Raw genomic sequence first — 17,957 nt, forward strand, 5'->3', positions numbered from 1 at the left:
CCGTTGCCTTCGGCCGCCGTCAGTCGGCGGCGGGCCCGCAGGTCGTTTCGATCTGCTGGTAGCTGCGCGCGGGCTGCTGCCCCTTCGCCGCCGCCAGCGTGTACGGCATGGCGCACGACGCGCCGCCCTCGTTGCCCCAGCGCACGGTCAGCGTGCCGTGCTCGTCGAGGCCGCGCGCCAGGATGCGGCCGCCCTGGCCGACCACGCCGACCTCCGTGCCCGCCGCGTTGAGCACCTGGGCGCCGAACGGCAGGGCCTCGCCACCGGCCTGGCGCGCGGCGATCAGCGCCGCGCGGCCGACCACGGTCGGGAAGCGGATCAGCGGCACCGCGCCCGCGCGCGGCACCACCTGCTGCGCGGTCACGCTCAGCTCGACGTCGAGCGGCAGCCCCGTGGGATCGAGCTCGACCTCGTTGATCGAGTACGGCGTGAGCATCGGCACCACGGCATAACCGCGGCTGTCCATGCGCACCCCTTGCGAATTGAGCACGCGCGCGCCGGCCGAGCCCGGCGCCTCGACCACGGCGAAGGTGTCGGACAGCGGCTGCGACAGCGTGACGCCGCCGGGATGGACGACCACCCCGCCGCGCGCGCCGACCGAAGCCTGCTGGTAGCCCTGGCCGACGCCGGCGCTCGCCGTGAGCTCGGCATACGGCGCGCGATACACGACCGTGCCGCTGCCGTTGGTCGAGGCGCCGCCGTCCTGCGACGCATGGTTGCCCGACACGCTGTAGAACAGCGCATCGTCGCGCCCGGCGCTGCCCGACAGCGTGGCCTGCGCCTGCGCGCGCCCGTTGGTGTCGAACGACAGCGCCGAGGACGCGATGACCGGGCGCTCCCTGCCCAGCGGAATGCTCACGCTCGCGTAGAACGTCGTGTTGCGGTTGCCCAGGCTGCCGTTCTCGCGCGTTACCGACAGCCGGTAGGTGATCCGGCGGAACACGTTCGAATACGAGGCGGCATAGGTGATGTCCGAGCCGGGACGGTTCCAGTAATTGCTCCCCGACAGCGTCATGCCGAACTGCCCGAAGCGGGCGCCCAGGTTCTGGTTGACCGACAGCGACGCGCGGCTGCGCTGCCGGGCGATGTCGTCGGGCGAGCCGCCGCGCTCCACCTGGTCGCGCATGAGCATGGCGTCGTTGAGGCCGAAATAGCCGCTCGTCGAATAGCGGTACGCGGCGATGGCGATGTCGGTGGAGGTCTGCGTGATCGACTTCGCATAGCTCACGCGCGCGCTGGTGCCGTGAAAGCGCCGGGTGCCGGGCGCCACCGTGGTCGCCTGCGTGACGTCCACGCCGAACGCGCCCACCGAGGTGTTGAGCGCGCTGCCCAGCATGAACGACAGGTAGCCCTGCGCCGCGGTCACGCCGCCGTAGCCCGTCACCAGGTTGGTGAGGCCCTGCCGCCACGTGCCCTGCATGAACAGCGGGTTGCGGCTGCTCTGCGCGGTGCGCACCGCGCCGGCCACGAAGCTGTAGCGGTGCGTGCCCGGGCGCAGCGCCAGCGGCACCGCCGCGTACGGCACGGAGAACTCGTGGACCGAGCCGTCGGCTTCCTTGACCGAGACGTTCAGGTCGCCGCCGTAGCCGGTCGCGTACAGGTCGTCGATCTCGAACGCGCCCGGCGCCACGGTGGTCTCGTAGATCTTGACGCCGTTCTGGCTGACGGTGACGCGCGCGTTGCTGCGGGCGATGCCGCGCAGGACCGGCGCGTAGCCGCGCGCCGAGTCCGGCATCATCCGTTCGTCGGTCGACAGCTTGACGCCGCGGAACTGCGTGGAGTCGAACAGCTCGCCCGACGTGTAGGCTTCGCCGATGGTCAGTTGCGAGGTGAGCCTGGGCAGGTCGCGCTGCACGTAGGTGGCGATGTCCTGGTAATGCCCGCCGTTGTTGTTCGACCAGCTATACGAGCCCTGGTGGCGGAAATGCCAGTTGCCCACGTTGAAGCCCGCCGTCAGGCCGGCGAAGCCCTGCGTCAGCGACGGGCCGTCGTTGTTGCGCGTGGTGTACAGGTCGGCGCTGTAGTTCAGCATGCCGGTGGTCACGCCGGCTTCCCAGCGCTCCGGCGAGACGTAGCCGCGCGGCGTGCGGCGCAGCACGCCCTGCGGAATGCTGAGCGACAGGCGCTGCTCGTCGAACACGAATGCCGCGCTCGCGTCGGCGATGGCCTCGGGCAGCCCGACGCACGCGTCGTCCGCCTTGAGCCGGTCGCGCACGTCGCCGGGCAGCTTCAGCAGGTCGACGCCGAGCTCCTCCAGCAGCGCCCTGCCGAAGCAGGGCTGCGCGTCCTTGCCGTCGGCGGCGGCGCGGAACGGCACCTGCGCGCGCGTGACGCTGTCGCCGTTGACGTAGAGGTCGACGCGGTAGTCCCCGGGCAGCACGCCATTGCTTTTCTCGAAGCGGCTCAGGTCGATGCGCTGCTGGTCGGCGTGCACCAGGAAGCCGCTGTCGAACTGGACGTCGGTGGCGTCGGGCTGCGTGCTCGCCGCGGCGCCCTGGCGGCCCGCGGGCGCGGCCTCGGCCTGCCCTTGCCACAGCAGCAGCGTGGACAGGACGGCCAGGTACAGCGGGTTCAGTCGTGGCACCCGACCACCGTCGATGCCACCGTGGCAAAACAATGTCATATGACTCCTGAGATGTCTCTTGAGACCGGAGGCCGATAAAGCCGCGGGGCACCGGGCAAAGCGGGACCACGTAGCCGGGCAATGGGCGAACACCCGCCCCGCCGGCCGCTGTCGGGGCCTGCAAGGGCGAATGGATGAAACGGGGGCGGGCGCGGACCCGCGGGCGGTGCGCCCGGGATGCCGGCGCGTGGGCGCGTCAGTGGAGCGCGTCGCTCCTGGTGACGCTGGCCGCGGCGGCCGGGCGGATCACGCCCCAGTCGTCGATGCTGCTGAACGTCACGCTCGCGCCGCCAACGGGACCCGTGGCGAGGCGGGGAAGCGGCATGCGGGCCGCGTCTTTCGCGCGGACGTAGGTCGGTTCGACCTCGTATTTCTGCCCCGCCGCCTCGAGCGTCACGCTGCCCAGGTTCACCACGTAGGGGCTGGGATTCGACACCTTCAGCTCATGCTCGCCGCTGTCGTCGCGGCGCACGATCTCCCACCGCAACTGCCGCGCGGCATCTTCCGCGTTGCCGGCCAGCCCGGCCGGCCGGTACATCACCTTGATCCGCGAGCGGAACGCCAGCTGGATCTTGTTGGCTGCCTCGTCGTCGCGCGCCTTGGGCGGGACTTCCAGCACGTTCAGCCAGAACAGCGATTCCTTGTCCGTGGGCAATGGTTCGCCCGTGTAAAACATGCGCAACGTCTGTCCCTTCTCGGGATCGATCCGGAACATCGACGGCGTCAGGATGAACGGCACCTTGATCGACTCCGGCGCCGCCTTCTCGTCGCCCGTGTCCATCCAGGTCTGAACCAGCGCGGGCGTGTTCCCGTCGTTCAGAAGCCGGACGGTCACTTCGCGGCTGTCGCCCGGAAACACCACGCGCGTTCCGGTGATCACCACGCTTGCCTGGGCCATGCCGCTCAGAACGGTTGCGCTCAGAGCCAGCATGGCAACTGCCTTGGATACCCATCGACTCATCTGCTACTCCTTTCTGGTCATCGGGCGGGCGGCTGCCGCCGCCCGCCGCTTTCGTGGACTTACTGGTAGTTCAGCGAGTACTGGATGCGCGAATCCGCGGTGCCGGCGGTCGCCTTGCCGGTGGCCACGTATTCGGCGTAGTACTGCAGCGACGCGGCGCCGCCGTTCAGGTCGACCGTCTGCGAGTTCTGCGTGCCCACGGGCGCGCCGGCCACGATCGGGTTCTGCGCGTTGTTCAGCAGGCGGATGCGGACGTTCGCCGCCACCGGCTTGCCGCTGCCGTCGTCGATCAGGTTGATCTGGCCCGATGCCTGGTCGACCGTGTTGCCGGCCTCGAAGTAGGTCGAGACCTTGGTGGAGCCGGCGGTGCAGCCGCTCAGGTTGATCGAGAACGGCGTGCGGCCCGCGGTGTCGCCGGAGCTGCCCAGCGAGGACACCGACACGGTCGGCAGCTTCACCGTCATGTTGCTGGTGCCGGTCGCGCCGCCGCCGCCGGTGATGGTGCACGTGGTCGACAGCACCTGGCCGCTGAAGGTGATCTCACCATCCGCCGCCATTGCCGCCGGAGCCGACGCCACTGCCGCGGCGATCGCCAATGCCTTGAAAATGGAATTCGTGTTGATTTTCATTTTTGCCTTACCTGTCTTTATATGCCTGCATAGTGAACTCCCCCGGATCGGGTGGACGCTGACGGCGTGTCATTTCAACGCCAGCCCAGATTGTGGCAACCTTGCGTTTTTGGCGAAATAGGACTGCCGCGAAAGCTATTTACAGCCATTTAGTAATCGTACTAAAAGCACGGCAAGGGCCTATTAAGACCCATGATTTGGGCGCGCATCATGAAGATCGCGGCCCGGATCGCGCATCCTGCGGGGGTTTTCGAAGAAGATGAGAGCGGATTCGGGGGTGCTGTGGCGGCGAGGCAAGTCCGCGGGCGGGTGGAGCGGACGGCGCAAACCCGTTCCGGACCGGATTTTCCGATCCGGCGTAGCGGGGTGCCGCGTTATACACCCGGAGGCTGGCCGGTTTTCCGTTGCTCGGTTTATTCCGAATCAATATCGGAACTATCTCGTGTTTTCGGATTTTCGGCAGTAACCCGCGCGGCGATGGCCGCGATGGGAATCACCATATTCCGATAATGCCGGGAAATAAATCCGACGGGGCGATCAGAAAATACCGAGCGATAAACCGGCGGGCGCCGGCATGGCACAGGCCGGGAAATCCGGCGCCAACGACAAAAAAGGCCTGTGCCGTAAGACGGCACAGGCCCTGCTGACAAGGTCGGCTCGCGGCTTGTGGCCCCCCTCACCCGCAAGCGGGAGAGGGGAGCCAGCCGGCGGCAAACCCGGATGCCGCTTTGCCGCGCGGATCAGGCCGGCACCGAATCCGACAGGCGGTTCTCGTCGCCGTTGCCGCCGCCTTCTTCGTCCGGCCAGTTGCGGCCGACCATCCATTCGTACAGCGTGGGCAGCACGATCAGCGTGAGCAGCGTGGCGGTGATCAGGCCGCCGATGATGACGATGGCCAGCGGGCGCTGCGTCTCGGAGCCGATGGCGCGCGAGATGGCCATCGGGAACAGGCCCAGCATGGCCAGCAGCGCGGTCATCAGCACCGTGCGCAGGCGGTCCATCGAGCCGGTCAGCACGGCCTGGCGCACCGGCATGCCTTCGTCGCGCAGCTGGTTGAAATACGTCACCATCACCACGCCGTTGAGCACGGCCTGGCCGAACAGCGCGATGAAGCCGATGGCCGCCGACACCGACAGCGGAATGCCGGTGAGGAACAGCGCGAACACGCCGCCGATCAGCGCGAACGGGATGTTCGAGATGATCAGCGTGGCGCTCTTGAACGACTTGAACGCGTTGAACAGCAGCAGGAAGATCACCAGCACTGACAGCGGCACCACGATCGACAGGCGCGCCATCGCGCGTTCCTGGTTCTCGAACTCGCCGGACCAGCTGATCTTGACGTCGTCGGCCTTGACGTTCTTGGCCACCAGCGCCTGCATGTCCTTGACCACGCTGCCCATGTCGCGGTCGTGGATGAAGATGCCGATGGAGGTGGTGCGCTGGCCGTTCTCGCGGCTGATGTTCATCGCGCCCGATGCCGCGCGGAAGTGCACCAGCTGCGACAGCGGCACCTGCGCGCCGTCCGCGGTCTGCATGAAGATGTTCGGCAGGTTGGGCAGCTCGCGCTCGCCCGGCTTCAGGCGCACGACCACGCTGAAGTGCTTCTCGCCTTCCCACAGCTCGGTGGCGGCCTTGCCGGCCAGCGCGGTTTCCATCAGGTCCTGCACGTCGCCCACGTTGATGCCGTAGCGCGCGGCCTGGGCGCGGTCGAATTCCAGCACGTACTGCGGCAGTTCGCCGTCGCGGTCGATGAACGCGCGCATCACGCCCTGGACCGACTGCACGTTGGCCAGGATCTGGTCGGCCACCTGCTTGTTGTGCTCGAGGCTGTCGCTCTGCACCTTGATCACGATCTGGCCCTTGATCTGGGAGATGCTCTCGAGGATGTTGTCGCGCACCGGCTGCGAGAAATTGGGCTCGATGCCGGGCAGCTGGCGCAGGTTGGCGTTGATCTCGTTGATGATCTTGCGCTTGTCGTAGCCGGCGCGCCACTGCTTGTCCGGCTTCAGGTCCACCAGGATCTCGACGGTGTTGATCAGCTTGGGATCGGTGCCGTCGTCGGGGCGGCCCACCTTGGAGATGGTGGTGTTGACCTCGGGCGTCTTGCGGATCACGCCGCGCAGGCGGCGCGCCTGGTCGCGCGCCTCGTCGAGCGAGACCGAGGCCGGCAGGTCGAAGCTGACCCACATCGAGCCTTCGTCGAGCTCGGGCAGGAACTCGCTGCCGAGGAACTTGCCCACGCCCACGGTGGCCACCAGCAGGCCCAGCGCGATGCCCACCACGGTGCGCTTGTGGTCGAGCGCCCAGGCCAGCATCGGCTCGTAGATGCGCTTGCTGTGGCGGACCACGAAGTTGTCGTCGTGCGCGATGTTCTTGGTCAGCAGCAGGTGGCACAGCAGCGGCACCACCGTCAGCGAGATGATCAGCGAGCCGATCAGCGCGCCGGTCACGGTGTAGGCCATCGGCGCGAAGATCTTCCCTTCGTGGCGCTGCAGCGTGAAGATCGGGATGTGCGCGGCGATGATGATGATCATCGAGAACACGGTCGGGCGGCCCACCTCGGTGGTGGCCTGCAGGATCGCGTGCATGCGCGCGCGGCTGTCCTTGATCTGCTGCTCCTTGAGCTCGCCGAGGCGCTTGAAGATGTTCTCCACCACGATCACGGCGCCGTCGACGATGATGCCGAAGTCCATCGCGCCGAGCGACAGCAGGTTGGCCGGAATGCCCACCCAGGTCAGGCCGATGAACGTGGACAGCAGCGCCAGCGGGATCACCAGCGCCACGATGGCCGCGGCGCGCACGTTGGCCAGGAACAGGTACAGCACCGCCATCACCAGCAGCGCGCCCTCGACCAGGTTGCCGAACACGGTGTGCAGGGTCTTGTCGATCAGCGTGGAGCGGTCGTAGTACGGCACGATCTTCACGCCCTTGGGCAGGATCTGGTTGTCCAGCAGCTCGATCTTCTTCTTGAGCGCCTCCAGCACCAGCGAGGGGTTCTCGCCCTTGCGCATCACCACGATGCCCGAGACGATGTCGTCCTCGTCGTCCTGGCCCATCAGGCCCTGCGGCGGCGCCGCGCCGACCTTCACGTCGGCGATGTCCCTGACCAGGATCGGCGTGCCGTTGACTTCCGTCACCACCACGCTGGCGATGTCGGCCGAGGTGCGGAAGCTGCCCAGCGAGCGCAGCAGGAACTGCTGGCGCCCGTTGGCCACGGCGCCGCCGCCGGCGTTGGAGTTGGCGCGCTGCAGCGCGGTGAACAGTTGCGCCAGCGAGATCTTGGCGTCGCGCATCTTCGCCAGGTTGGGGTTCACCTCGTACTGCTTGATGGTGCCGCCGATGGTGACGAGGTCGGCCACGCCGGGCACCTGGCGCAGGTTCTTCTCCACCACCCAGTCCTGCAGCGTGCGCAGCTCCTGCGCGGTGTAGCCCTTGCCGGTCAGGCGGAAGCGGAAAATTTCGCCGATGGCGGTGGACAGCGGCGCCAGGTCCGGCTGCACTCCGTCGGGCAGGTCCACGCCGCGCAGGCGCTCGATGACCTGCTGGCGCGCCACCACGTCGGTGGCCTTGTCGTTGAACGTGACCATCAGGAAGGACAGGCCGAACTGGGTGTGCGAGAACACCCGCACGGAATTCGGCGTGCCCGCCAGCGCGGTCTCGATCGGGATCGTGACCTGGCGCTCGACTTCCTCGGCGGCGCGGCCCGGGTACAGCGTGATGACGTTGACCTGGATGTCGGAGACGTCCGGGAAGGCTTCGATCGGCAGGTTCTTGAAGGCCGCCAGGCCACCCCCGATGAAGATGGCGAGGCCGAGCCAGACGAACAGCTTCTGGTGCAGCGCGAAATGAACGATACGCGAAATCATGTGGCGGTCTTCCTCACTGCTTCGCGCCGGAGCTGCCGCCGGCTTCGCCGGCACGCGCGGCGTTCACCGCGGTGGCGTCGCGCAGGATGTCCTGCAGGTACAGGTTGCCGTCGGTCACCACCACGTCGCCCGCCTTGAGGCCGTCCACCACCTCGGTGGTGCCGGGCAGCGACACGCCCAGCCTGACCGGGCGGCGCTCGAAGCGGTTCTGCGCGGCGCGCACGAACACGTAGTGGCGGTTGTCGGCCAGGAACACGGCCTTGGACGGCACCGAGATGCCCTGGAACGAGGCCGCCGGCAGCCGGGCCGTGACGAACATCTCGGCCTTCAGGCGGCGGTCCGCGTTGGGCACCGACAGCCGCACCTTGATGCTGCGCGCGACCGGATCGACGTAGTCGGCGACCTTGACCACCTTGCCCGGGAAGGTCTCGCCGGGATAGGCGCTCGACACCAGTTGCACGCTCACGCCGGGCTTGAACAGCGCGAGGTCGGCCTCGGCGGCGTCCACCTGGGCCCACAGCTCGGTCGGGTCGGTGACCAGGAACAGCGGCGCGGCGGGCGGCTGGTCGGGGCGCAGCTCCATGCCGACGTTGATGTTGCGCTCCACCAGCAGGCCGTCGATCGGCGTGCGCAGGGCGAAGCGGTTGACCGCGCCGTCGCCCTGGGCGGGGGCGCCGTACTGGCGCAGCGCGGCCTGGGTGCGCTGCAGGTCGGCGCTGGCGCGCGCGGCGTCGGCCTGGGTCTGCTCCAGGTCCTTCTGCGCCACCACGCCGGCCGCGAACAGCTCGCGCTGGCGCGCCAGCGCCTTGCCGGCGTAGGCGGCATCGGCGGCGGCCTTGCGCGCGTCGGCCTGGGCCATGCCGAAGTCGGTCGAGGTCAGCGTGGCCAGCACCTGGCCGGCCTTCACGCCGGTGCCCGGCTGCGCCAGCACCTCGGTCACGCGCCCGGCGAACGGGCTGGACACGCGCACGGTGCGGTCTTCGTTCCACACCAGGCGGCCGGGCAGGCTCAGCATGCGCTCGCCGCCGCTCTTGACCGCTTCGCCGGCGATGCCGGGCAGGGTCTTCACGGAAGCGGGGAATTCGACCACGTTGCCGGCGACCTTGGGGTCGTCGCTGGGCGGCGGGGCTTCCTGCTTGCCGCAGGCGGCCAGCGCCAGCGCGACCAGCGAAAGCGTGGCCAGGCGCACGCGCAGGCCCGGGCGGGCGGGAGAGATCGAAGCGGGCGTAGCAGTCATCGGGGACATCGAAGCAGACATCGGAGCGGACACGGGATTAAGGGCGCGGCACATCGGTACGAGCCTGGGCATTGGGTGAGGACTGCAGGGCGGCGCGGTAGGCCGACAGCGACTTGGCGTACTCGCCCCGCGCGGCCACCGCGTCGAGGCGGGTCTGGCGCAGCGCGCGGCGCGCGTCGAGCAGGTCCAGCACGCCGCTGGCGCCCCTGGAATAGGCGAACTCGGCGCTGCCGGCCACGCTTTCGGCGGCGGGCACCACGCTCTCGACCATCTGCTTGAGCGACAGGCGCGCGGCCTCGAGCTGGCTGCGCGAGCGCTCCAGCTCGTTCTGCGCCTCGAGCAGCACGCGGTTGCGGTCGTCCAGCGCGGCGTAGTAGTCCACCTCGGCGCGGCGGGCCTCGCCGCCGAAGCTGTGGCGCACGAACAGCGGGATCGACACGAACACGCCGAAGCTGTTGCCGCTGCCGGTCTGGTTGGCGTCGGAGACCGGATAGTGCTCGGCCTGCGCGCCCACGGTGACGTCCGGCACGCGCCCGGCGCGGGCCAGGTCGCGCGCGCTGGCGGCGGCGGCCAGGCGAGCCTCGGCGGCGGCCACGTCGGGGCGGCGCTGCACGGTGTCGGCGTCGGGTTCCGGCACCGGCACGCCGAGCTCGGGCCAGTCGGCCACCAGCCGGTTGTCGGCCAGCGTGCCGGGCACGCCGACGGCCTGCGCCAGCGCGGCCTTGTCGCTGGCGTAGCCGGCCGTCGCCGCGCGCAGGTCGGATTGCGCGCGCAGCACATCGAGCTGGAGCTTGGTCACGTCGGCGCGCGACACGTCGCCCGCCTTCAGGCGCACCTCGTTGGCCTGCTGGGTGCGGCCGTACAGGGCCAGCGTCTCGTTGAGCACGGCCACGCGCTCCTGGCTGACCAGCGCCGCGAAGAACGCCTGGTCGACCGCGCTGGACTGCTGGGTGATGACCGCTTCCAGCATCTCGCCGGCGGCGCGGCTGGAGGCGCGCGCGCTTTCCACGCGCAGGTTGCCCTTGTTGGCGGTCTCGATCACCTGGTCCACGCGCAGCGTGGAATCCACGGTCTTGCTGCGCGGGCCGCCGGAGTTGAAGCCCTGGTGCGGGTTGATGTTGGCCACGCCCAGGCTGAGCACCGGGTTGGGCCGCTGCGAGGCGATCTGGATGTCGGCCTGGCTGGCCTCTTCATTGCGGCGCGCGGCGATGATGTCGCGGTTGCAGCGCACCGCGTCGAGGCGCACCTGCGCCAGGGTCAGCGCGGCCCTGGCGGGCGGCGCCACGCACGGGCCGTCCGCCGGCAGCGGCGCGCTCGGGGGGACATCCGAGCCGGCCACGGCGACGCCGGCAAGGGCGCTGAGCAGGCTCGTCAGCAAGAAACGTGGAAAGGAAAATGACACGATCAATCAGGCTCGGTTCGACTTTAGTGTGCGGTAAACGACCATGACGGCCGATCGGTGCACCGCGGCCGCGAACTTTCACTTATCTCCATGAAACATGCCGCGTTCGTGCCGGCATCCGCAAACGGGCGCCGGTCGGCCGAAGGGGCGCGACATATCCCGTGCGCATTCAAACTGAAACGCATTACAAACGGCTTTCATCAGCGCAGTAAAAGCCGGCGTAATCGTAGGAACGCGCCGATTTCGAGGGAAAACCCTGACGAAAGCGCCACTTTCGTGAGGAAAGCACGCGCGGGCGGCAGCCATCGGCAAAGGCTCGTATGATTACGCACTTTGCGTCCGCGAGACAGAGGCAGCGCGCCGGCATGGAAATGGGTGTTGCAGTGCCGCATCGGCCCGCCGTTTCCCGGCTTGCTTCCTGGCTGGTTTCCCGGCTTTCGGCCGCCCTGTCCCGGGGCGGTCATATTGTCCGGCTAGGCCGCCCGGCACCGTCCGCGGCATCGTTCCGTGCTGCCCGGTATTGCGCCGCGTTGCCCGTGTTGCCGGCGCCGTTTCGCCATTTCGCCATTCCCCCAGCCCTCCGTTCCCATGCCCGACCATTCCCTGCTGTCCTCCCTGATGATCTTCGGCCTTGGCGGGGCGCTGGGCGCTGTGGGCGGCCTGTTCGGCATCGGCGGCGGGCTGATCGCGATTCCGGCGCGGGGCCTGCTGTACGGCATGGACCAGCAGCTGGCGCAGGGCACCGCGCTGGTGATGATCGCGCCCAACGTGCTGATCGGCTTCTGGCAGTACCGCCGCCGCGCCGACATCGCGCTGCGCACGGCCGTGGTGCTGGGCCTGTCGGCGGTGCTGGCCACCTATCTGGCGGCCCGCGCCGCGACCGCGATGGATGCCGTGCTGCTGCGCCGCATCTTCGCCTGCTTCATGATCGGCATGGCGCTGTATTTCCTGTGGCGCCTGCTGCCGGGACGCGCCGCCACCGTGCAGCGGGCGCGCCTGTCGCCGCGCTGGATGCCCGCGCTGGGCGCCGTGGGCGGCGCGTTCTCGGGCTTTTTCAGCGTGGGCGGCGGCGTGGTGGCCGCGCCCGCGCTGGTCGGCCTGTTCGGCTTCCGGCAGGCGGCGGCGCAGGGGCTGGCGCTGGCGCTGGTCACGCCCGGCGCGGTGGTGGCGCTGGCCACCTACGCCAGCGCCGGCCACGTCGACTGGGCCAGCGGCATCCCGCTCTCGCTGGGCGGCATGCTGACCATCTCGTGGGGCGTGGCGCTGGCCCACCGCATGCCCGAGCGGCGCCTGCGCGCGCTGTTCTCGCTGTGCCTGATCGCCACCGCGGCGATCATGCTGGTGCGCGGCTGAGCGCCGCCATCCGCCTCCCCGCCTGAACGCCTACCCCAGCAGGCCCTTGCGCCGGTGCCACTCGGCCAGCGACTCCGCCGGCCACGTGCCGCAATGCACGTGGCCGCGGCCCGTGGGCACGTCCACCCACGGCGCGGCGTAGTCCAGCGCGGCCTCCACCACTTCGGGCGGCCTGGGCAGCGGCGTGTCGATGGCCGACGCCTGCGGGTGCACCAGCTCCGGCCAGCGCGGGTCCCACAGCCACAGCGCGCTGCCGCACTTGAGGCAGAAATGCCGCTGCGCCTGCGAGCGGTACGCGCGCCGGCCCGGCTCGCGCATCACGGCGTGATAGATGCCGACGTGCTTCCTGCCGCGGACCTTGAGCGTGGCGGCGTCGCCGCCGAGGTTGATGGCATAACCGCCGCCGCCGGCCGTCTTGCGGCAGATCGAGCAATGGCAGTGCATGAACGGATAAGGGGAATCGGCCTCGAGGCTGAAGCCGACGGCGCCGCAGTGACAGGAACCTTCGAGATGCATGGGACCTCCTGCTGGTTGGGGGAAAGTCCATTCTAGGCAACGCCGCCGGCGCGGGGCCGGCTGGACAGGACATGCCCGCTATGGCATAAGGACCAGTCCGGCGGCGGCCCGAGATTGCGGCCGTACGCCAACCGCCAACCCGAACCGGCCCGAACGCCGCATGCCCATCGTCCCGACCGCTCCGCGCGCCGCCCTCCCGCCTGCCCCGCAGGCCGCGCCGGCCTGCGCGCGCGCGGCGGCCCCCCGGGGTCTCGCCGCCGTGCTTTTCCTCGCCGTGCGGGGAAGGCGGGACATCGCCATGCTGTCCTGATCTCCCCGCACGGCACCTTGCCAGCGGGCGCGCGCGCCCTTTGTCCAACGTGCAACCGGGAGAACAGCCAATGTCCTCGATCTACCGCAAGACCCTCTGCGCCATCGGCGCCGTCGCCGTGGCCTACCTGCTCATCAACCTGTGAAGCCGCGGGACGCCGCGCACCGGCGCCGGCGTCCCGCGCGGGCGAGCTGGGCGAGTCGGGCGAGTTGTTTCGGCGCGAAACAACTCGCCGCGGCGAACGGATGAAATTTACGAAGCCGCATCTCAAGTTACAGATATGTTGCACATTAGGCCGCATAGCGCACTGCAGATTTCCCGGCCCGCGTCGTAATCTTCAACACGTGCCAACCACGGCGCTGCCACCAGAACAGGAAATCATGTCAGAACGCCTCATCATGCTCGACGTCCCCGGTGTCCTCTATTCGGGCCGCTCCGAGGCCCGGCTGGGCGGGATTCCCGATACCGGCACCCTGCGCGACGTCCGTTTCTTCGATCCGCTCGCGCTCGGCTTCGTGCGCCGCCTGTTCGGCCTCGCCGGCGCGCGCGTGGTGGTCTCCGAAGCGTGGCGCCGCGGTGTGCCCGCGGCGATCCTGCAGCAGCTCGACCTGCAGGTCGAAGGCATGACGCCCGACGTGCCCGGCGGCCATGCCGCGCGCGTCGCCGCCTATTTCGCCAAGCGCCCCGCGCCGCAGGCGTTCGCCATCCTGACCTGCGACACCGCGTCGCTGCGGGACGAGCAATACGCCTGCCTGCGCCCGCACACGGTCGCCGTGAATCCGGCCGAGGGCCTCACGCCGGCCAACTTCAAGCAGGCGCTGGACGTGCTCGGCGTGGCCTGCCCGTCCACGCTGAGCCTCGACACCCAGCCCGACGCCGGCCTCGAAGCGCGCCTGCAGCGCCTGCGCCGGCTGGCCCGCGAAGCCCCCGCGCGCTTCGCGCCGGGCGCGATCGCCACGCCGCTGCTGCAGGGCGTGCCCGAGCTGGTCCTGCCGGCGCAGGTCGTCGCCCCGGCAGTGGCGCACGCGTGACGGCGCGGCGCGCCGCCGCCCGGCGCTAGCGCTGGCCGGCCGCTCGCCCGAACACCAGCGCGAGCCCGGCCACGATGGCGCCCATGCCCGCGAGGGTGGACGCCGTGAGCCGGTTGCCGAGGAACAGGTAGTCCAGCAGCGCCGTCACGGCGGGCACGAGGTAGAACAGGCTGGTCACGCTGACGAGGTTGCCGGCCTGGATCAGCCGGTACAGCAGCAGCGTGGCGCCCACCGAGATCACCAGCGCGAGCCACGCCAGCGAGAGCAGCAGGCCCGCCGCCGGCGTGGCCGTCATCGGCTGGAACGGCACGAACAGCAGGCACAGCGCCAGCCCGGCGCCGTATTGCAGCGGCAGCACGTCGAGCGGCGCCTGCCGGATGCCTTTCTGCAGGATCGCGCCGAACGTCATGCAGGCCAGCGCGGCCAGCGCGAAGCCCACGCCGGTCGGCGACAGCCGCGCGCGGCCGATGCTCGCCGACACCACCAGCACCAGCCCGCACAGCGCGGCCGCGAGGCCCGCCAGCCGGCGCAGCGGATAGCGCCGCTCCACCAGCAGCAAGGTCAGCACCGGCTGCGCGCCCAGCACGGTGGCCAGCACGCCCGGCGTCACGCCGCGCGCCAGCGCGAGCAGGTAGCAGATCGAATAGGCGCCGGTCATCAGCAGGCCGGCGGCCATCACGCGCACGCGCGTGCCCGGCGCCGGCAGCCAGCGCCGCCGCCACGCGGCCAGCGCCAGCAGCACCAGCAGCGCGAGCGCGAAACGCGCGGCCAGCAGGGCAAAGGCGGATGCATACTCGAGCCCGAGCCGCGCGAAGATCGCGCCGCTGCTCCACAGCAGCACGAAGAGCGCGGTCGAGCCATGCGCGCCCAGGGCGGTTTTGTTCAATGTCATGATGTTCACCTGTCGAAGGCATCCGGCCCGTGGCCGGATGCCTTCGAAGACTTCGCGTCGAAAACCTTCGGCAAGCCGGTGCCGGTCACGCGCCGTGCGTGCGGCAGGGGAAAAAGCCGAAGATGGAAAGACGGGCCGGGAGTCGGGGGCCGGCCCGGTCAGCCCCGCGTGGACGGCGGCGGCGGCGCGGTGCCGGCCCGCGCGCGCGGCGGGGAGGCGACAGGAGGAGGAGGCGAGGCGATGAAGACCGCGCACGGCAGCGCCGCGCCCGCGAGGGGAGCGTCGGCGGCAAGCTGGAAGTGCGTGGCTGCGGTCATGATGGTCCGTGTGCCCGGCGCGGATCGCCATACTGGATCGGCCGGTGGATGCGCAACGTTACACCGGCGCGGCGCGAGAGGCAAGCGAGAAGCAAGCCGGGGCCTGCCTTACAATGCGCGGCGCCTCCCGTGCCGGAACACAGCCGGCAGCGGCAGCGGCATGCACACCGAAACGAATACGGAGAACGCGCGATGGAATCCCGCCTGACCGAACTGGAGATCAAGGTCGCCTTCCAGGACGACCTGCTCGAGACGCTGAACCTCGCCGTGGCGCGCCAGCAGCGCCAGATCGACCTGCTGCAGGAACAGCTCCAGGCGCTCTACCAGCAGATGCGCTCGGGCGGCCCGGGCGGTGCCGACAACGGCCCGCAGCACGAAATCCCGCCGCATTACTGAGCGCCGGCGACACGCGACAGGAACATCCCCGCCGCCGCCGCGTCTGACCCTGAACCCGCGCGCCAACCCGGAGGAGCCGCATGAGAACGAAGCCGAACGCCATCCGCGCCACCCGCGCCGCAGCGCGCTTCGTGCTGTGCGGCGCGCTTGCCGCGCTCGGCAGCGCCGGCGCCCGGGCCGGCTACAACGTCTGGACCGGCGACTACACGTTCTCGCGCCAGGAGCTGCAGGAGGCCATCGACAAGCGCTTTCCCGCGCGGCTGCGCTACGGCCAGGTGCTCGACGTGCGGCTGGCCAATCCGCGCCTGGTCCTCGACGACGCCGGCAACCGCGTGAGCACGCAGATGGACGCGCAGGTCAGCAACACGCTGCTGCCCGCGCCGCCGATCACCGGCAAGCTGTCGCTGAGCAGCGGCCTGCGCTACGACCCGGACAAGCGCGCGGTGCTGCTGGATAATCCGTCCGTCGAGCGCGTGCAGGTCGACGGCATGCCGGCGCAATACGGCGAGCAATTGAACGCGATCGGCGCCGTGGTGGCGCAGCAGGTGCTGCGCGATTACCCGCTTTACACGTTCACGCCGGAACAATTGCGCGTGGCCGGCAAGGATATAGAGCCCGGCGCGATCACCGTGCTGCCGGACGGCATCAAGGTCCGGATCAATACCCGCTGAAACCGGCGAAATTACGAAAAGGCCCATACGTGGGCCATATTTTCATCTTCGGCGCGCGCCGGGTCCGGATAAGGGCGTTGTATCGGCGCACGTTTTTCCGTTGGAAATCAACCGCATTTATTTGAACGCGTGGAAGTCATGCCGCGCGAAAGGTTATACTCCGCGCTCCACAAACTAACGGGTAAATCATCATGGCCGTGACCACCAAGAAAGTTGTAAAGACCAACGCAGCAGCAAAGGCCAAGCCGGCCGCCGCCAAGAAGGCCGCCGTGCCCGCGAAGAAGGCCAGCGTCCTGTCGCGCGAACTGGCCGCCGCCAAGAAGGCCCTGCTGAAGCTGCGCGCAGATTCGAAGAAGGCCATCGAGACCGCCAAGCGCGACATCGTGCAGGTCGCCGAAGCCGTGAAGAAGGCCCTGCTGGCCGAGAAGCAGATCGCCAAGGAAAAGCTGGCCGCGCAAAAGGCAAAGGCCAAGGCCAAGCCCGCCGCCAAGAAGCCGGCAGTGAAGGCCGCCGCCAAGAAGGCCGCCGCCAAGCCGGCAGCGCCGAAGGCAGCAGCACCGAAGGCCGCTCCCAAGGCAGCCAAGAAGGCCGTCGCAAAGAAGCCGGCAGCACCCAGGAAGGCCGCCGCCGTGAAGACCGAAGCAGAAGCAGCGCCCGTCGCAGCGAAGTAAATCGCGCTGGGCCCGGCGCGGCCCGGAGGTGCGCGCGGCGATCCGCGCCATGCTCCGCGCCGCGCACCTTGCTCGTGCAGACCGGCTGGCGCCTGGCCGGCCGGCACGCCAGCCCGGCATTGCCGCTTTTCCTGCCCGCCTTTCTGTCCGCCCTCCTGCCCGCGTTCTCCGCGCGCACGGCCTGGTCTTCCTTCCGCTGTGTTTTGGCCGCACTCCCGCCGCGCTTCAGCCACGCTTCAGCCACGCCTTGGCCGCGCCTGAATCCCGCCTTAACTCCGCCTTAGCCGCTTCCCCTATTGCCCCGCGCATTCGCGCAGCGCTCGCGCCCGGCTGCACCGCCACTGACCGCGGCCGCGCATTCCCGGCGCATTCCGGCATTTCCCCTATTTGCGGAATACCAGGCTGAAATTATTCGCCGGCATCGGAATTGGCTCGTCCAGGCGAAAGCCTTCCGCTTCGCCGAGCGCGGCAATATCTTCCATATTGCGCACGCCCCATTGCGCGTCCGCGCTGCGCAATTGCGCGTCGAAGGCGGCATTGCTCGGCGCCGTGTGCTCGCCGTTGCGGCGATAGGGGCCATACAGGTAAAGCACGCCGCCGGCCGGCAGCAGGCGGCCGGCGCCGGCGAACAGCGCCTCGGCCGCCGACCACGGCGCGATGTGGACCATGTTGATGCAGACCAGCGCCTGCGCGGCCTCGATGCCCCACGGCTGCTGGCGCACGTCCAGCGCCAGCGGCGGCAGCACGTTGGCCAGCCCGGCGTGCGCGGTCCAGCCCGCGATCGAGTCGCGCGCGGCCGGCTCCGGGTCGCTCGGCTGCCAGGTCAGGCCCGGCAGCGCCGCGGCGAAATGCGCCGCGTGCTGGCCGGTGCCGCTGGCGATCTCCAGCACCAGGCCGCTGGACGGCAGGACGCGGCGCAGCACCGCCAGGATGGCGTCGCGGTTGCGGTCGGTGGCCGGGGCCATGCGGCGCGCCTGGAGTTGCTCGTCTCGTGTCGGCATCGTGTATCTCCTGTTTTTTGTGGGGCAGCGTGCCGCAAGGTTAGCAGGCATGCCCGGCGGCGCAAAACAAAATGCCCCCGG

At 69.6% G+C, this 17,957-nt stretch carries 16 protein-coding genes; 6 read left to right on the forward strand and 10 right to left on the reverse strand.

Annotated features, from left to right (window positions below; all coding sequences use genetic code 11):
* Positions 1-19: 19 nt before the first annotated feature.
* From ACWTPI_RS33185 to ACWTPI_RS33195, 3 genes are all read right to left on the reverse strand, one after another.
* A complete protein-coding gene (locus tag ACWTPI_RS33185; protein WP_454733897.1) occupies positions 20-2,623 on the reverse strand; it encodes a fimbria/pilus outer membrane usher protein in 2,604 nt (867 codons plus the stop codon).
* Between the two features lie 196 nt (positions 2,624-2,819).
* Positions 2,820-3,554 (reverse strand): fimbria/pilus periplasmic chaperone, encoded by a 735-nt coding sequence (locus ACWTPI_RS33190; RefSeq protein WP_020202222.1) that lies wholly within the window; start codon positions 3,552-3,554, stop codon positions 2,820-2,822.
* A gap of 89 nt (positions 3,555-3,643) precedes the next feature.
* Complete coding sequence (locus ACWTPI_RS33195) at positions 3,644-4,162, reverse strand: fimbrial protein (RefSeq protein WP_441602038.1); 519 nt, start codon at positions 4,160-4,162, stop codon at positions 3,644-3,646.
* Between ACWTPI_RS33195 and ACWTPI_RS33200 the strand changes: the two genes are divergently transcribed.
* The gene (locus ACWTPI_RS33200; RefSeq protein ID WP_231401588.1) at positions 4,047-4,334 is read left to right on the forward strand and encodes a hypothetical protein; all 288 of its coding nucleotides are present in this window, start codon (positions 4,047-4,049) and stop codon (positions 4,332-4,334) included. The two genes, ACWTPI_RS33195 and ACWTPI_RS33200, sit on opposite strands and share 116 nt — an antisense overlap.
* A gap of 619 nt (positions 4,335-4,953) precedes the next feature.
* On the opposite strand, the gene ACWTPI_RS33205 is transcribed toward ACWTPI_RS33200, so the two are convergent.
* Genes ACWTPI_RS33205 through ACWTPI_RS33215 form a run of 3 tightly spaced genes read right to left on the reverse strand, consistent with a single transcriptional unit; the run spans position 4,954 to position 10,718 of the window.
* Positions 4,954-8,079, reverse strand: a complete 3,126-nt coding sequence (locus tag ACWTPI_RS33205) for an efflux RND transporter permease subunit (RefSeq protein ID WP_020202220.1) — start codon at positions 8,077-8,079, stop codon at positions 4,954-4,956.
* Positions 8,080-8,092: 13 nt separating this feature from the next.
* Positions 8,093-9,316, reverse strand: a complete 1,224-nt coding sequence (locus ACWTPI_RS33210; protein ID WP_052165833.1) for an efflux RND transporter periplasmic adaptor subunit — start codon at positions 9,314-9,316, stop codon at positions 8,093-8,095.
* Between the two features lie 37 nt (positions 9,317-9,353).
* Positions 9,354-10,718, reverse strand: a complete 1,365-nt coding sequence (locus ACWTPI_RS33215; RefSeq protein ID WP_369796874.1) for a TolC family protein — start codon at positions 10,716-10,718, stop codon at positions 9,354-9,356.
* A 588-nt stretch (positions 10,719-11,306) separates the two neighbouring features.
* On the opposite strand from ACWTPI_RS33215, the gene ACWTPI_RS33220 reads away from it, so the two are divergent.
* Positions 11,307-12,071 (forward strand): sulfite exporter TauE/SafE family protein, encoded by a 765-nt coding sequence (locus tag ACWTPI_RS33220; RefSeq protein WP_454733898.1) that lies wholly within the window; start codon positions 11,307-11,309, stop codon positions 12,069-12,071.
* Positions 12,072-12,101: 30 nt separating this feature from the next.
* Here the strand turns inward: ACWTPI_RS33220 and ACWTPI_RS33225 are convergent, their stop codons facing one another.
* Positions 12,102-12,587: a GFA family protein gene (locus ACWTPI_RS33225; protein WP_059411912.1), complete on the reverse strand. Its 486-nt coding sequence runs from the start codon at positions 12,585-12,587 to the stop codon at positions 12,102-12,104.
* 690 nt (positions 12,588-13,277) lie between these two features.
* Here ACWTPI_RS33225 and ACWTPI_RS33230 point away from each other — a divergent pair.
* The gene (locus ACWTPI_RS33230; RefSeq protein ID WP_454733899.1) at positions 13,278-13,928 is read left to right on the forward strand and encodes an HAD domain-containing protein; all 651 of its coding nucleotides are present in this window, start codon (positions 13,278-13,280) and stop codon (positions 13,926-13,928) included.
* A 25-nt stretch (positions 13,929-13,953) separates the two neighbouring features.
* On the opposite strand, the gene ACWTPI_RS33235 is transcribed toward ACWTPI_RS33230, so the two are convergent.
* Both ACWTPI_RS33235 and ACWTPI_RS33240 read right to left on the reverse strand, forming a co-directional pair.
* Positions 13,954-14,820 carry a DMT family transporter gene (locus ACWTPI_RS33235; RefSeq protein WP_454733900.1) on the reverse strand — a complete coding sequence of 289 codons (867 nt, stop codon included), beginning with the start codon at positions 14,818-14,820 and terminating at the stop codon, positions 13,954-13,956.
* 158 nt (positions 14,821-14,978) lie between these two features.
* Complete coding sequence (locus ACWTPI_RS33240) at positions 14,979-15,137, reverse strand: hypothetical protein (RefSeq protein WP_454733901.1); 159 nt, start codon at positions 15,135-15,137, stop codon at positions 14,979-14,981.
* Between the two features lie 192 nt (positions 15,138-15,329).
* Between ACWTPI_RS33240 and ACWTPI_RS33245 the strand changes: the two genes are divergently transcribed.
* From ACWTPI_RS33245 to ACWTPI_RS33255, 3 genes are all read left to right on the forward strand, one after another.
* The gene (locus ACWTPI_RS33245) at positions 15,330-15,533 is read left to right on the forward strand and encodes a SlyX family protein (RefSeq protein ID WP_454733902.1); all 204 of its coding nucleotides are present in this window, start codon (positions 15,330-15,332) and stop codon (positions 15,531-15,533) included.
* 80 nt (positions 15,534-15,613) lie between these two features.
* Positions 15,614-16,204 carry a DUF1439 domain-containing protein gene (locus ACWTPI_RS33250; RefSeq protein ID WP_454733903.1) on the forward strand — a complete coding sequence of 197 codons (591 nt, stop codon included), beginning with the start codon at positions 15,614-15,616 and terminating at the stop codon, positions 16,202-16,204.
* Between the two features lie 191 nt (positions 16,205-16,395).
* Positions 16,396-16,875, forward strand: a complete 480-nt coding sequence (locus ACWTPI_RS33255; RefSeq protein WP_020202209.1) for a hypothetical protein — start codon at positions 16,396-16,398, stop codon at positions 16,873-16,875.
* 383 nt (positions 16,876-17,258) lie between these two features.
* Here ACWTPI_RS33255 and ACWTPI_RS33260 read toward each other — a convergent pair whose 3' ends face one another.
* Positions 17,259-17,876, reverse strand: a complete 618-nt coding sequence (locus tag ACWTPI_RS33260; protein ID WP_454733904.1) for a DUF938 domain-containing protein — start codon at positions 17,874-17,876, stop codon at positions 17,259-17,261.
* Positions 17,877-17,957 lie beyond the last annotated feature (81 nt).

It is taken from the genome of Cupriavidus ulmosensis (assembly GCF_977008105.1).